This window comes from Gimesia sp., from assembly GCF_048260065.1.
Taxonomy (GTDB): domain Bacteria; phylum Planctomycetota; class Planctomycetia; order Planctomycetales; family Planctomycetaceae; genus Gimesia.
The window spans coordinates 313,004-328,265 of the sequence record NZ_JBLXHC010000001.1 but is presented as its reverse complement, the minus strand read 5'-3'; the positions used below and the strand labels follow the sequence as shown (position 1 = coordinate 328,265).

Sequence of the window (15,262 nt, the reverse complement as noted above, 5' to 3'; positions counted from 1 at the left end):
CTGTTTCTTGAGGTCTGATCGTGATTGAAAAAGTCATTTTATCTATCGTTTCCACACTCTTTGGATTTGTACTTGGTGGATTTATTGGATTTTATGGCCTCCTCTTTTTTATGTTTTACACACAACTTGCAGGTATGTGGCCTTTATTTCTTTATACCGTCCCAGCAGGAATGCTAATGATGGGAGCACTTGGCTTTGCTCTTTCCCTTACCCTATCACAATCCACCTTGCTCAAGCTGAACTATGCGAGCCTCTTTGTCATCGCCGCCGCAGCGATTTATACCTACTCTTTATTTAATCACCATATCTCTTTTTAGTCTGCCTCCCAGAGAACTCGGATGGACCAGCAGCAGCACCACTCTTTTCAGCTTCTTTATTTCTGCTGCCTGCTTGCAGGATGGTTCAGTCTCCCCTTTGATCTATGAAGCTACCCTGATCTGGATACAAGAAAATCTCATCCTCTGACAATCTGATAATGTAAATCAGTGACTGGCACTGGTATGATCATAACTGATGATCCTGATTTCAATGGGGCTTTTATTCACTACTTCAGCCACAACACAGAAAAGAGTCAATGATGCGGAATCGACGTGTTTTTTCAGCAGCGGTGGGAGCCGTTTTATATCTGGCTGCGACAGGTGTCTCTTTTGCGACCAATGCGGCTACCTCTGAAAAACCCAACATCATTCTGGTGATGGCGGACGACCAGGGCTGGGGAGACACCGGATATAATGGTCACCCGTTTGTCAAGACGCCGGAACTTGATGCCATGGCAGAGGACGCATTCGTCTTCGACCGCTTCTATGCCGGTGCGCCGGTCTGTTCGCCAACCCGGGCCAGCGTGATGACCGGGCGGAATCCGAACCGGGCCAAAGTCACAAACCATGGCCGCTACATGCGCCCGCATGAGCAGACCATCGCTGAAACGCTGAAAGCGGTCGGATATGTCACCGGCATCTTCGGTAAAGTGCACCTGGGTTCGGGACAGCCTGACTCTCCCTGCAATCCCACTGGTATGGGATTCGATGAATGGGTCATCGGCCTCAACTTTTTCGACAACGATCCCTACCTGAGCCGAATGGGAAAGATCGAGCATCGCAAGGGAAAAGGCTCGGTCATCCTGATGGATGATACGCTCGACTTCCTCAAGAAACACAAGGATGGCGACCAGCCGATCTTCACGGTCGTCTGGTTCCCCTCTCCACACTCACCGCACGCGGAAGTACCAGATGGCTCCCGTCTCTATGAAGGTAAACCGCATGCGGGCTACTACCGCGAAATTACGCTGCTGGATCAGCAGGTCGGGCGTCTGCGACGTGCACTCAGGGAGATGGGCATTGCGGAGAATACCATCGTCTGGTACTGCAGCGATAATGGCGGGCTGGTCAAGGAAACGTCCGGCGGCCGTGAGAAAAAAGGGAGCATCTACGAAGGAGGCCTGCGTGTGCCGGGAATCATCGAGTGGCCCGCAAAAAAACTCAAAGGTCGCACCTCGGTTCCCGTCGCGACCTTTGATATCTACCCGACTCTCCTGGCGATGGCCGACGTGGAACTCTATGCGCCGCATCCACTGGATGGCATGGATGTGAGCGGCATCATTTCAGGAACGGTAACCGAACGCAACAAGCCGATGGGTTTCTGGCATCAACTACAGGGGGGACAGAGCACCCGCAGTGATCAGATTCAGAAAGCGATTATGGAAAAGCAGCAGGCGGGCGCCCCCCTACCACATGATCCCGCCCGCATGCGCAAAGACGTCGACGAATTCCCGCAGTTTCCTGAAGAGACCACGACGGGGCATGCCGCGTGGAACGACTGGCCCTGGAAACTGCATCGAATCAAAGGTACCAGATACGAACTCTACAATTTGAGCGATGACCCAATGGAGAAAAACGATCTTTCTCAAGATCCGGAACAGGCCCAGCGAGTGAAACAGATGAAGCAGGAACTGGATGCCTGGATGCGGTCTGTGATCCGCAGCATCAATGGGAAGGATTATCAGGAATCGAAGTAAAGGGGTTAAAACCTGGCCCTGATTTTCACCGTTGGGCAAGCCAACGGTGCCACCCGCCACCTCTGCACTGACGGGCAAGTCGGACAATAATATAGACCCGCTGCAGTGGGGACCGCTGTAAAAGGGACAGACCCCGAAACATGAATTCAATGCAGGAACGTACTTACTCGCCAGCACGTTTATACCGTCAGTTTCCTGCTCGCTGCGCTCGACCCGAATTGCATTCGGGTCCACCCCAATCTGGTTGCTCTGGTTTTCTGTCCCCTTGAGACACGTATTCTTCAGTTTCGCGAACAAACAGCTCTGGAACGCTGTGACAGACTGTGGTCGATTACTGTGACTCTTAAGAATCAGCTGGATTTGATCTGCTTTTCGAAACCGCGGAGAAACAAAGCAGTGTTCAACAAGAAGAATTACTTCTGCAGACTGCGGTAGAACGAGTCGCGGATGTTTTGCATTGATTGCCAGATCTCAGCTTCCCTCTCCTGCGGCGAAACACAGGCGAACAGATAGCCGTCTCTGGTTGTTTTGTCTGTCCAGACCTGGATGATCAGATTCAGCGTTTGCGGTTTTCGGGTGACAAACGGTTCGATCCATTTGACGGTTGCCGAATATTCGGTGAGTCCCTCGGGGTAAATTTTCTGTGGATCGACGGGGACCACTTTTTTCAGTTTGCAGGAAAACCTGCTGGTATCAACTTTCGCTTTGCGGCTGTTGAAGATGGTGCGCGACAGCCCCTGATAATAGGTGAGTAATTCGCGTTCGATGTTTTTTTGTGTCAGTTCACTGCCGGGATCGATTTTAAACACGAAGAAGTAGGAGAAAAACGTGTTCGATTTTTCCTGGAACATGCCGGGCGAAAATCGGGCTTCTTCGATTCCTTTAAACTGCATTCCCCTGGCAAAGGAAGGGGGAAGCATAATCTGCTCCCCCTTCCAGCCCGTGGGTACGGTGATGTGCTTTGCCAACTCCGCATCGGCAGCCAGCAATAAATTCGTTCCAGACAGAATTACCAGTAAAACAGCAAAACGGCGGAGATCAAAAAACTGCATACGAGGCGTCTTCTATCTGAATGAATCGGGAAGTCTATATCGAAGCGATTTCGAAACCGGTGCGGTACTCTCGCGTCAGGTATTTGTTCGCTTCCGAGTTATTCGTGATCTTGAGCGCTTTCCCGTCGAATTCGAGGGTTTCGCCCGGGAAGTATGCGGCGACATTACCTAACTGCACGGCTTCGGTCAGATGGCCACCGTATTCAAACCCGTCGCTGGGCTGTTTTCCGGACAGACAACCATCAACCCAACCATGATAATGGTCGAGACCTTCTACAGGCTCAATTGTCACACCTTCGATGTTGACGAACGGCATGCCGACGTGAGGCAGAATCAAGTTGCCTTTTTCACCAACGAAAATGGAACCACCGCCCGGCAGAGACTGACCGGGTAACAGTTTGGCGATACTGTCACTGGGCCGACGACCGCCATCGTACCAGGTAATCGGCAGACTGCGACCAGCGGTGTACTGTGTGCCGGGGATAATGTATTTGATGGTTTCCTGGGCAGGCCAGACTTCATCATTCATGCCGGTATGCTCTGATTGCACGCTGATCGGGTCGCCGGTAATTTTGAGAGCCGTATATACTGGATCGAGTAAATGGCAGCCAAAATCGCCGATGGCTCCGGAACCGAAGTCCTGCCAGTCTCTCCACGTAAAGGGATGGTAAACCCGGTTTCCGCCGTACGGACGCATGGGAGCCACGCTGACCCAGAGATTCCAGTCGAGTGTTTTGGGAACCGCTTCATTTTTTTCAGGTGGTTCGAGCAGACCGCTGCGTCCATGACCGGTGGTGCCGACATAGGAATGCACGGCCTTCACTTTCCCGATAATGCCATCCTGAATGGCTTTCACTCCAGTGCGATAAGCAGTATGCGAATGGATCTGGTTTCCCATTCTCGTGATGACGCCTGATTTTTTTGCCTGCTGACGCATCTGGCGGGCTTCCCAAACCGTGCGTGTCAGCGGTTTCTGACAGTAAACGTGCTTCCCGCGTTGCATGGCATCCATACTGATGATGGCGTGAGTATGGTCGGGAGTGGAAACCGAAACAGCGTCGATTTTATCACCCAGTTCATCCAGCATTGCTTTGTAGTCCTGGTAGATGGGAGCCTCGGGTGCTAACGGCTTGACTTTTTCGGTGCGCGATAAATCGACATCGCAAAAAGCAACGCATTTCACTTTATCGTGACTGGCGATGAGCTTGATGTCGGAATACCCTTTGCCATCGGTGCCGATACCTGCAAACTGCAACTGCGAGTTCAGATTCTGACCGCGGACAAATGCGGGAGCAGCAAAAACGGATGCGGCTGCGACGGATGTTTTCAAAAAGTCGCGACGGGTGGTCTTGGAGGTGGATGTCATGATTGAGGGCTTCCTGTTGAATCTTTGAGTGGGAAGTATTTGGGGTCAGAGCCGGATTACGGGTTTAGTTAGAATTATGATTATAACATAAACTGTTCGTGATACGTCAATTGAGTGAGCGTGACGAAGTGGGAGTAAATTCGTAATTCGTCTGGTGCCCCAATTTCATGATTGTCGTTGAAATTTGATTCGTGATTCTGCTGAGTCTGTTTGTTAACATATCCATCAGCAGATGATCCAGGATTTCTAAAGTGGATTTGCTTCTGGAAAATGCTGTTTGAATCAATCGGTGAACAGGATGCTCATAACCATTTGACTGAAAGAGAATACCATGTTGAATCGGACAATCATCTTCACGCTGCTCGTCTGGTGTGCCACAGGACCTGCCAGCGAGGTACAGGCCGAGTCGGGTCAACTGCGTGCGGGGGCTGCGGCAGTCGATGTTTCACCAAAGCAGTTTCCCGTCAGCCTGCGCAGCGGAAAAGCAATGGATCAAAACGCTGTTCATGACCCGCTGCATGCCCGGGCGATTGTCCTGAATGATGGTAAGACCATTGTGGCGATTGTCGTCCTTGATACACTCGGCGCTCCCCCTGAAATGCTGAACGAAGCGAAACTGATTGCTTCTGAGAAAACGGGCATCCCCGTCGAACGCATCCTGATTTCATCGACGCATTCACACTCGACGCCCCCTTCCAACCGGACGGAAGGTTCCCCGGGGGATGTCGCGTATCGGGAAGTTCTGATCAATGGGCTTGCCCGGTCCATCATTCAGGCTTTTGGTCAACAGCAGACCGCATCCCTGGGCATGGCGTCTCATGATCTTCCTGAAGAAGTCTTCAATCGACGCTGGTTTCTGCAGCCTGGAAAGATGCCCGCGAATCCCTTTGGAAAAATGGACATCGTGAAAATGAATCCGGGAACCAGCCCGGCCGTGCTGGAGCGGCCCGCTGGCCCGACGGATCCTGAATTGATGGTCCTTTCCATTCAGAATCAGAAGCGAAAACCGCTGGCCTTACTGGCCAACTATGCCTTGCATTATGTGGGAGGCATTCCCCAGAGGCACTCTTCAGCAGACTACTTTGGCGAGTTTGCCCGCCTGATGCCCAGTCGTCTGCGTGCGGGAGAGGACTTCGTCGCCATGATGTCGAATGGGGCCTCGGGAGATATCAACAATATCCCCTTTCTTGTGAACCGTCCTCCGCGAGAGCCTTTCGAGCAGGTCCGTATCGTGGCGGGCAAAGCCGCTGATACGGCTTATTTTGCTTACAAGAAAATTGATAACTACGAACGCGATCTTACCATCGATATGCTGGAGCGAAAGGTTGACCTGAAATACCGACGTCCCTCTGCGGAAGATGTGACTGCAGCAGAGAAAGTGCTCGCATTGAAAGACAAAAACGAAATCGCCAGACTGCCCAACAAAGCCCAAAGCTACGCACGCAAGGTGGTCCAGGCGCACGAACGGGAAGAAGATTCTCTTACCGTCACCATCCAGGCCATTCGCATTGGTGACTATGCGATTGTGGGTATTCCCTTTGAAACTCTGGTTGAGATCGGCCTTGAGATAAAAGATCGCAGCCCGTTCGCGCGCACGATGGTCATCGGACTGGCAAACGGACGCCACGGTTACTTACCCACTCCCGAACAACATCGGCTCGGCGGTTACGAAACCTGGCTGGGCACGAATGTCGTCCAGAAAGATGCCTCAGTGATCCTGACTGACAATCTGCTGGAGATGCTGGCAGAGCTGCATAAGCGTAAATAACGTTCCGAGTTTTTTATCATCAGGTTTGACCCTACGTTGATCTGGTTGGTTTTCTGTTTCTGGTTTTGTGTATTGCTCTGTCAGATTTGTGCTGATTGAGCAAATTAAAAATCTTTTAACCTGAGGGAAAACAAAGTGAATGACAGACCAGAGAAGAAGCTGGGAGTTCGTGCTTCGACCACACGCTCAACCTGATTCTCATCGCGTTTGCCATTTCCTGTTTCGCTGGTGGAAACTTTCAATAAGTGTGCCCATAATCATCATCAGCCTGTTGGTTAGTCGCTTCGTTCTGTTCGCATAGTCCCGAAGTGACGCCCCCACCCAATGATCGGCGCTTGAATCATTGGGTGGGTTTTACTGCTTATCATCTAATAAACCATATAAGACAGGACTCATTCCATTTAGTAATTCTTTAAATTCAATATTTTAGATAGTCGTATTCATGTGCCCTGGACAGACTGGACTCAAATTCGCTTTTCGTTTTTCTCTTTGGATTCTATTAAGCGGATCAATCGCTTATGTTGCTGGTTCTGAAAGTCTTTTAAAAGAGACAGACAAAGACAGTTTCAGAAACCATTCGATATTAGAATTCAAGAATCAGGATATTGACTGGGAATTAACTCCTTCCGGTCTCTTGAAACCTGTTGTCAGCAAGAATTTATCCAACGAAATACAAAAACTTTCTGTAAAAAAACATCTGCCGCTCGTCGAGAGACTCCTGAAAGACCCAGAACGATTTATTGTTGCACATGTGATCTTTGTAGAGCTGTTCCAGTTAGAAGAACAGGCAGGAACCTATATTGATGGAGACAAATGCTTTGTCTCCTATCATTCACTCAATGTGTGGGTTCACTTTCAGAATTTAAATAATTCGGTCCAGAAAGTTGTGTCGTACCCCCACATCTCAGACCAAAAGATTCAAATTAACAGCAAGTGGTCACTCTACCTGAAGCAACGTCTTGCAGCACAAGAATTGAAGCCAACTGAAGAAGAGAACTGGAAAGAGGCATTAAGAAAGGAATTTCCCGTCAGCCTGGAAGAGTCGCAAGTTGACAATCCAGTATTTCATAAACTGATACAAGAGACTGAGATCGAATGGCGACTGGCAGGATTAGGATTCCCCTTTGTGACTGGCCACTCACTTATTTTAGATGAGCTGAAAACAACAGGAAAAAAAGGGCTCTTACAGCTTCTTACGTCACTTGAAGACGAAAAGACATTTGTTGCATCGCATGTTGCCTTGAGCACTATTTTAAAGCCGCGATGCGATTTTCGAGTGATTGACGCCGATGTCACCCAGATTACATATTCGTATGCCGGCCTTACCGTTCTATATCAATGGAAAACGGTAGACGGAAAGCGAGAGTTTGGCACTACGTACCCGAATATCGCACTGGAAAGAGACCGTATTCGAAATTACTGGAAACAGATTCTCCTGAAGAAGAGACAATGGAGTTCTCAGTGAATTAAGGAGTCAATTCCGCTCGATGCATTCGGTCTGATTTTAATTGAGATTGCCCATCTGATCGCTGTTGAGTGAACTGATCAGCCCTTTATCCAATGTGGGAAATTATCAAATACAAAAGTGAGTTGTTCATTTTGCTCTCTTTCTTCGATCTGCTGGCGCAGCCAGCTTAACCCGGATTCGTTTTCCTCGTCGTCAGTTTCCTCTCGGTCGTCATCGGGGTCAGGCGGACATTGCTCCCTGGAAAGCGCCCACTGACAGTACAACGCTACCAGCCGGGCACGTTCGACATAATCATCGGAATAATGGAAACCAGTAGTCCGGGTGCAATGTCTCACGGCCTCTCCCACGGCCTTTGCTGCACTGGAATTCTGAAGTGAGAATGAATTGGAATCAATGATGGCCTGTTCCGCCAGATCAGCCTCGACCGTCCCTGTGGCCTTGAGTTGGAGGAAAGCATTTTGGGAACTCTCTGTTTCCAGGAGGTGCTCTATACGGTCGATGCAGAAGACGACAAATGCATGAATCTCAGAGTAGGCTGGCCTCATCATTCTCGAGAATAGTTGATTGATCGAATGGGGTCGGTTTTTGTCAGGCAAATCATTCCTCTATTATTTCTCATTATAAATTGAAAACTATGCTGCCAGTCGGGCACACAAGTACAGCCCTGAGACCATCTGGTTGGTTTCCTGTTTCTGGTTTTGTCTACTGCTCTGTCAGTTTCCTGTTCGCTGCGCTTAGTCAGAATTTGATTCAGAGTTGCCCGATTTCAACTCTTTCAGACGGTCAACGACATCTAAAATCGAATTCATTTGCTTAACAATCTCAGATACTTTGGGGAGTGGATAATAAAATCGGAAAATCAATTGAGTATCGATATGTGATTCAAGGTATTTTTCATAATCCTGGTTCATCATCTTAGAATAGCCATCATCGGGCATACGTCCTGATACAGATACAATTGATTTCTGACGTGTAAACGCCATGGCAAGGACATCCTCTTCCGTTCTCAAGTCCAGCGTTTCCCCATTCCTCAACCAATGTATTCTGGCCAGGTAGTCACGCAAGGCAATGAATGACTGCAGGTAAAAGTAATCTGCGGCAACGTCAATGAGTCGCTCATATCTTCTCAATTCACAGTCTACCCGCAACAGTCTGGACGAGGGAGAATCTTCATCATCATTGAAGTGCAGATAATGGAGTGGTTGAAAAGTAAGTGAATCACCTGATTCGTTACTAAAAACCACCTTGCATTCTGAAAAAACTGGATTAACAGGGTCTCGTCTCATTGTGATCTCGAGGTAATTTCCATGTATTGAGTCGTGGTGAAAGCATCAAACATGGTTTGGAGAAAAACGTTGTCCGTTGCCGATTCTGGATTGTTTTTTTGTTGTTCAGCTTAATGTTTTTCTTCTTCGGACGTAAGTTTTTTTAGAAAATGGCGGGTTGGATTGGAGAGTTGTATCCGAGAGACGCGGGGCACAGCAGAGTCGGAATTGAAAACGACTCTGCCAGTCGGGCACACAAGCACTGCCCTGAGACCATCTGGCTGGTTTCCTGTTGCTGATCTGGTCTATTGCCCTGTCTGTTTCCTGCTCGCTGCGCTCGGCCCGAATTTGATTCGGGCCTACCCCATGTTTGTCAGCAAGTACTGACCTTATGCATTCAATCGCAGCTGGATGCAACACACTGGTTGACATGTGGGTCCCGATCCACGATTCCGTACCAGACGTTTTTTCTAAACCCTGCCATAACAAAAACAGCCTTCAGCAGGAGTACCGCTGAAGTCTGGGTTTCGTCGTTTTGAACAATGAGTCTTCGTCGAGGTTTAATACTCGCCGACGACTTCGCCGTCTTTGGGATTGCAGAGGCGGCGGATAATGTGGACGTCGATGTTTTCCGACAGGAAATGCACACTGCCATCGCCAAGCAGAGCGTGGCAACCACCTACGTGGGCACTGAACGGTTCATCGTTGGGTCCGCAGTTATTTGTTCCCCAGGGGCAACCGGAGGGGCCGCCAATGGGAGAACTGTTGTTGTTGATGATGTTCTGACGACTGGAAGCGGTCATGTTCGGAGGACCGGAAACGCCGCTACCGTTATCGGGGTCAGCCCAGCGGTTGGGAGCACCGAAGACTCCACCAAAAGATCCGGGAACCACGTCAGCAGTGCCGAACATCTGGGTTTGATCGAGACCGGTGGCTCCCCCGACGATTTTGGCGCTCTGATCGTAGTGACCGGCAGTCTGGGTCGGACGGTTACCGTCTTCGATCACCGTAATGGTATTGCTCAAACCGTCGATGCTGACAGTGATGGGATTATAAGGTCCCAGAGCACCACAGCGGTCCGCATTCAGGGTACCACTTCCACTCGCGTTACGCAGACCGGTGGTCGGATCGAGGTCGGTATAAGCAATCGGCATATAGTCGGTGATGCCATAGCCGAGGGAATCGACCTGAGTCAGCGAACTGGAGGGACAAACAAAGGCTGCCAGTTTCGTCTTGCAGTACGGGGCATTAACGGCGTTGGAGTAGTGGTAGTTCAAGTTCAACTTATTATACAGCGGCGCCTGATCGGTATAAGGCAGAATCGCGGTGTGCATGGAAACCGGCATCATACGGCGGGTGACAGCGCGCTCATCAGTGTATTCACCTGACGTCGGGAAACGGGTATAGCTCGATTCGTAGTTTGCGATCGCCAGGCCGATCTGCTTCAAATTATTTTTACACTGAGAACGGCGGGCGGCTTCCCGTGCCTGCTGCACAGCGGGGAGCAACAGTGCGATCAGGATGGCAATGATGGCAATCACCACCAGCAATTCAATCAACGTAAATCCTCTGTGGCTGCCGCGCAGCCTGGAATGAGAACGCATAATCTTCCTTTCTTTTGGGTGTGAACCCCTACCCTGAATGTGTGAAAACCAAAAGCCTGCGGGTGTCAATGACCATTGGCGTACAGGTGGCGGGTAGCAATAGCAGAAAGCGTACAGAGGCGGGTAACGTGAGTCGTTAGCCTACGGGCGGCGGGAAGAAATAACCGAAGGCGTACGGAAGAAAACGGAGAGCCTGTTGACTCGTTGCCAAATGCCTCCGAATTGATCCACATTGTACAATCAGAAATGAAGGCTTAATGATCGAATTATGAATCTTCAGTTAAGAATACGCCGTATATTAATATTTCATGAAGACGCAGGAGCTGTGGAGTGCGAGAAGGGAGTTTCCCGATGCGTTCAAAATCTGATTGCCAGGTGGATCGAGTGTGTCGGTACCGCCTCTTGCTTCTGTTCTCAACGGTCTGAAGCGGATTTTATTTTTTTGCGAAATCGCTTTTGATCTGACAGTTCGGTAAGGCCTGTCGCAGAGAGGCGATGCCATCTGGGGTGACTTTGGTTTGGCTGAGGTCGAGGGATTCCAGTTTCTCAAGGCCGTGCAGATGCTTGAGACCATCATCGGTAATGGAAGTAAGTTGTAGAGCCAGTAAATTCAGATCCTTCAACTTTGCGAGTTTCTCAAGGCCGGTATCGGTGATCCGGGTATTGTAGATTTCCAGTCGTTTGAGCTTCTCAAACTCGGCAATCTGCTTGAGCCCAACGTCAGTGATCCCGGTGCTTCCCAGTGAGAGCAGTTCGAGTTCTTTCATTCCCTGTAGATGCTTGAGCCCCTCGTCCGTGATGTCGGGGTTCCTGTGAGCAAAAAGTTTTTTCAGCCCCGTCAGTGCTGCGAGATGAGCCAGACCAGCATCATCAATTTCAGGGTTAACAGCGATATTCAGTGAGAGCAGTGACTGCAATTGACCACTGTCTTTCAGGCCGTTATTTGTGATTGCTGAGCCTTCCAAATCGAGTGTGACTAATTTCGATAAGCCCGCCAGATATTTTAGTCCGTCCCCCGTCATTTTCGTTTTGGGCAGACTGAGCGTAGTCAGCAGGGGCAGTTCACTGAAATACTGCAGCGTGGTATCGGTGATGGGGTTGGAATCCAGATAGAGTACTTCGAGTTTTTTCAGATTAGCCAGCGGAGCCAGTGCCGGGTCTTTGAGGTTCTTTTCCCTGAGATTGATGGCATCAATCACAACGGTCCCCTCCGGTATCTCTGCCAGCTGTTTGCAGGATATGCGGTTCACTGCAACACGACCGCCTATTCTAATAATCCACTCGGCGATCTCGCGTCCTGTTTTCGGCGAACCGTTCAGCATGGCAGCCTTAAAATTGCTTTCAATCTTGCAGTTCGGTAGAGCCTGCTGCAGCGCGGTGATCCCCCCGCGAGTGACTTTTGTATCACGCAGATCAAGCAGTTCGAGCTTCTTCAGACCATGAAGATGTTTCAACCCCGCGTCGGTAATGGGCGTCAGGAATAGCTGTAGCGATTTCAAATTCTTCAAATTGACCAGATGTACGAAACTGGCATCAGAAAGACGCTGGCAATTGGCGAGTCCCAGTTTTTCCAGGTCTTTCATTCCAGCCAGGTATTGCATCCCTGTGTCTGAAATAGTCGTGTTGTCCAAGGTGAGCTCTGTCAACAGTTGCATCTCCCGGATGTGCTTGATTCCTTCATCCGTCAACTGTGGATTATTGTGCAGGTATAACTCCTGCAGTTTTGTCATACCGGCGATATGAGCCAGGCCAGTATCATCGATTCCTGCAATGTGTGAAATATTTAAAGTGACAAGCTGTTTCAGGTTGGCGATGTTCTTCAGACCAACGTTCGTGAGTGCTGAGCCTGCCACATCAAGATATGTTAATCCAGGTATTTCTCCCAAGTTACTCAGCACGGCCCCGGTGATCTTAGTTTCTTTCAGACAGAGTTTTTGCAACTGCTGGAGTTTGCCCAGATGCGCCAGGGTGCTGTCGCTGATAGAGGCTGTATCCAGGTACAATCCCGTCAGTTTTTTCAGATTCGCCAGCGATGCCAGCTGGTGGTCTTCGAAACTCAGACCCCGCAGTGCGACAGCGGTAATTTCAAACGTTTCATCTGGTAAATCTGTGATCTGTTTACAGGACATGCCATTGACGGCCACGCTACCTCCCAGACCGATGACCCACTCGGCGATTTCGCGCTCTGACCTGGGCATACTGTTCTGCATTTCAGCCTTGAAATCGCTTTCAATTTCGCATTTTGGCAGAGCCTGTTTTAGCGCGGCGATTCCCTCGGGAGTGACTTTGGTCTGGCTGAGCTTGAGATTCCGCAGGGTCTTCATATTATAAAGATACTTGAGACCGACATCAGTGATCTTGCAGTTCACGAGATCCAGTTTCCCCAGGTTTTCCAGCCCGACGAGATATTGCAATCCCTCATCCGTGATGCCTGTGGTTGCCAATGTGATCTCATACAGTGAGTTCAACCCCTGCAGGTGCTTTATCCCCTCGTCTGTGATGTTGCGATTCAGGTGGGCATATAAAGATTCCAGTTTGGTCAGACTGGCGAGGTACGCCATACCAGTATCATTGAGTTGCCGGTTATTGCTAAACTTTAATTTCGTCAGATTTTCCATCTCCCCGATTGTTTTCATACCGTCGTTAGTAATGTCGGTATTGGTGACATACAGCAGACGCAGCGGCTTATGACGAATAAGCTCACGCAGCCCGGCATCAGTGAGTTTTGTGTCTTCCAGCGAAATCGCATTTAAAACAGGGAGTTCCTTAAGATACTTGAGCCCCTCACCAGTAATACTGGTGTGATTTAAATGGAGAAACCCTAAGTCTTTCAGGTTCTTGAGATATTGCAGGTCCTGATCTTGAATCTGAGTATAATCCAATTTCAGGGTGGTGAGATTGCTCAGTCCTCTCAGCAGTGACAGTTCCTGAGGTACGATGGCCGTATTACTCAAATCGATGTTATAAAAGCTGACAGGCTCATCCGGCAGCTCTTCCATACGGGAGACATGATTCAGAGGTGAGTTGACACTTACCTTGCCTCCCTGGCTGAAAACCCACTCGAGAATTTCACGCTCTGTCATGGTCAAAGGCATGGGAGCCGGTTCTTCAACAGTGGCAACTGCCACTGGCACCAGGTGGACCTTGACTGTCTCTGACTGTCCTGACTTGACGGTGAATTGCCGGGTGAAGGGTTCGAAGCCCTGTTTAGTGACTGTGAGGGTGTGTTGCTGCTCATCGGCGGCGACCAGGATTGGCGGTTGATCTTTGCCTGTTTGAATCGTCAGCTTCTGCTCGCCATCGACCGAGACGACGGCACCGGTGATATCAGTCTGATCCACATCCAGAATGACAGACCCGGCGGACGGTGCTCCCTTGAAAACAAACCCCGCCATCAATACCAGTGATCCCAGCACGAGACCTGAGATCAGCCAGCCCCGTTTTCCTGTCGACTTCTTTCTTCTCTGTAACGGTTCAAAGGTAGTACCGTTCAGACTCTGATTCATAAAATCGGAAGTAAGATTGCTTTCCTGTGTGTCCGTCGATATTTCCCCTGCCGGCATGACGATGGTCGGACTGGATGCGATCTTCTGCGACTGCAGGAACTTCTGCAGTTCCGGGTCTGGCGGGTCTGCGGACATTGTGGAAGACGGATTTAACACGTCACACTTTTCAATCGCATCGATTACCTCCTGCATCGACTGAAAGCGATCTTCAGGCTGCTTGGCAATCATTTTCTGATAGATGCCATCCACGTTGGCAGGAACATGCACATTCGTGGAAACGAGCGAGGGAATGGGCTGGTCGCGATGTGCCAGAATTCGATTGACCACCGTCTTGCCGCCATAGACGGAATTCCCCGTCAGTAAAAAATAGAGAGTACATCCCAGACTGTAGATATCAGAACGGTTATCAGCGGTATGAGTGCTCTGTGCCTGTTCCGGCGACATGTAATCGACCGTCCCCATGACACTGCCTGACTGTGTCAGCGCGGTGGCCGGGTTCTCCTCATCGATTTCATCAATCCGCGCAAGTCCCATATCCAGGATTTTGATGGTCCCGTTTTTATCCAGCAGCATGTTGGAGGGTTTGATGTCGCGATGAATGATCCCTTCCTGATGCGCGTATTCGAGCCCTTTTGCTGCCTGGAGAATGTAATCCAGCGCCTGCCCGACCGAGAGTACCCCCTGCTGTTTCACCAGTTCAGACAGGTCGGTTCCCTCGACATACTCCATCACCAGGTAATGCATGCCTTCGACTTCATCCGCATCGTGCGCTGTAACGATGTTAGCATGAGATAACTTTGCGGCTGCCTGAACTTCGCGCTGGAAACGGCGGATGGTATTCTGATCTTTCGCCATCTCCGTCGGCAGCAGTTTGAGGGCGACCGTGCGAAACATGCGACGATGTTTCGCCAGATAAACATCGCCCATCCCGCCTGAGCCAATCTTTTCCTGGATCACATAATTCCCAAACCGCAGTTTATTGCCCTGCCCCTGGTAGACCATCTGGGCCTGCAGTTTTGTGATTTTCTTATGTTTGACCAGTTGCTTTCCCAGGTCTTCAGCAGTCGTGATGTCCGCACCATGTAACTCTTGAAATAAAGCGAACTCTTCAGGCGAAAGCACACCGCTCTCATCGAGTTGAGTTACAAACTGTTCCAGGGTCATCGTCATGGCGGGTGGATTGATCTATTTTCGAGCTGAACAGTTGGAAACATCCTGC

10 protein-coding genes are annotated in these 15,262 nt (G+C 49.9%); 4 read left to right on the top strand and 6 right to left on the bottom strand.

Translation table 11 applies throughout. From position 1 onward, the window contains the following. Positions 1-20: 20 nt before the first annotated feature. Complete coding sequence (locus ACN0YN_RS01200) at positions 21-317, top strand: hypothetical protein (RefSeq protein WP_417383145.1); 297 nt, start codon at positions 21-23, stop codon at positions 315-317. 260 nt (positions 318-577) lie between these two features. Continuing rightward, complete coding sequence (locus ACN0YN_RS01195; protein WP_417383530.1) at positions 578-2,014, top strand: sulfatase-like hydrolase/transferase; 1,437 nt, start codon at positions 578-580, stop codon at positions 2,012-2,014. A gap of 413 nt (positions 2,015-2,427) precedes the next feature. On the opposite strand, the gene ACN0YN_RS01190 is transcribed toward ACN0YN_RS01195, so the two are convergent. Together ACN0YN_RS01190 and ACN0YN_RS01185 are read right to left on the bottom strand one after the other, a co-directional pair. Next, entirely contained in the window at positions 2,428-3,066 is a 639-nt protein-coding gene (locus ACN0YN_RS01190; RefSeq protein WP_417383144.1) for a hypothetical protein, read from the bottom strand. Positions 3,067-3,100: 34 nt separating this feature from the next. After that, positions 3,101-4,432, bottom strand: a complete 1,332-nt coding sequence (locus tag ACN0YN_RS01185; RefSeq protein WP_417383143.1) for a Gfo/Idh/MocA family protein — start codon at positions 4,430-4,432, stop codon at positions 3,101-3,103. A 331-nt stretch (positions 4,433-4,763) separates the two neighbouring features. Here ACN0YN_RS01185 and ACN0YN_RS01180 point away from each other — a divergent pair, with 331 nt between their 5' ends. Together ACN0YN_RS01180 and ACN0YN_RS01175 are read left to right on the top strand one after the other, a co-directional pair. After that, entirely contained in the window at positions 4,764-6,200 is a 1,437-nt protein-coding gene (locus ACN0YN_RS01180; protein ID WP_417383142.1) for a hypothetical protein, read from the top strand. 442 nt (positions 6,201-6,642) lie between these two features. Continuing rightward, entirely contained in the window at positions 6,643-7,665 is a 1,023-nt protein-coding gene (locus ACN0YN_RS01175; RefSeq protein ID WP_417383141.1) for a hypothetical protein, read from the top strand. An 80-nt stretch (positions 7,666-7,745) separates the two neighbouring features. Here the strand turns inward: ACN0YN_RS01175 and ACN0YN_RS01170 are convergent, their stop codons facing one another. The 4 genes from ACN0YN_RS01170 to ACN0YN_RS01155 all read right to left on the bottom strand — a co-directional run bounded on the left by ACN0YN_RS01170 (position 7,746) and on the right by ACN0YN_RS01155 (position 15,213). Then, a complete protein-coding gene (locus ACN0YN_RS01170; protein WP_417383140.1) occupies positions 7,746-8,264 on the bottom strand; it encodes a hypothetical protein in 519 nt (172 codons plus the stop codon). A gap of 138 nt (positions 8,265-8,402) precedes the next feature. Further along, a complete protein-coding gene (locus ACN0YN_RS01165) occupies positions 8,403-8,954 on the bottom strand; it encodes a hypothetical protein (RefSeq protein ID WP_417383139.1) in 552 nt (183 codons plus the stop codon). 539 nt (positions 8,955-9,493) lie between these two features. Continuing rightward, on the bottom strand, positions 9,494-10,537 hold the full coding sequence (locus tag ACN0YN_RS01160; protein WP_417383138.1) for a DUF1559 domain-containing protein: 1,044 nt from the start codon (positions 10,535-10,537) through the stop codon (positions 9,494-9,496). Between the two features lie 434 nt (positions 10,538-10,971). Then, complete coding sequence (locus tag ACN0YN_RS01155; RefSeq protein ID WP_417383137.1) at positions 10,972-15,213, bottom strand: protein kinase domain-containing protein; 4,242 nt, start codon at positions 15,211-15,213, stop codon at positions 10,972-10,974. Positions 15,214-15,262 lie beyond the last annotated feature (49 nt).

Coding starts and splice junctions, on each gene's coding strand:
- ACN0YN_RS01165 (WP_417383139.1), bottom strand. CDS start 8,954: ATGAGACGAGACCCTGTTAATCCAGTTTTTTCAGAATGCAAGGTGGTT.
- ACN0YN_RS01180 (WP_417383142.1), top strand. CDS start 4,764: ATGTTGAATCGGACAATCATCTTCACGCTGCTCGTCTGGTGTGCCACA.
- ACN0YN_RS01155 (WP_417383137.1), bottom strand. CDS start 15,213: ATGACGATGACCCTGGAACAGTTTGTAACTCAACTCGATGAGAGCGGT.
- ACN0YN_RS01195 (WP_417383530.1), top strand. CDS start 578: ATGCGGAATCGACGTGTTTTTTCAGCAGCGGTGGGAGCCGTTTTATAT.
- ACN0YN_RS01160 (WP_417383138.1), bottom strand. CDS start 10,537: ATGCGTTCTCATTCCAGGCTGCGCGGCAGCCACAGAGGATTTACGTTG.
- ACN0YN_RS01185 (WP_417383143.1), bottom strand. CDS start 4,432: ATGACATCCACCTCCAAGACCACCCGTCGCGACTTTTTGAAAACATCC.
- ACN0YN_RS01175 (WP_417383141.1), top strand. CDS start 6,643: ATGTGCCCTGGACAGACTGGACTCAAATTCGCTTTTCGTTTTTCTCTT.
- ACN0YN_RS01190 (WP_417383144.1), bottom strand. CDS start 3,066: ATGCAGTTTTTTGATCTCCGCCGTTTTGCTGTTTTACTGGTAATTCTG.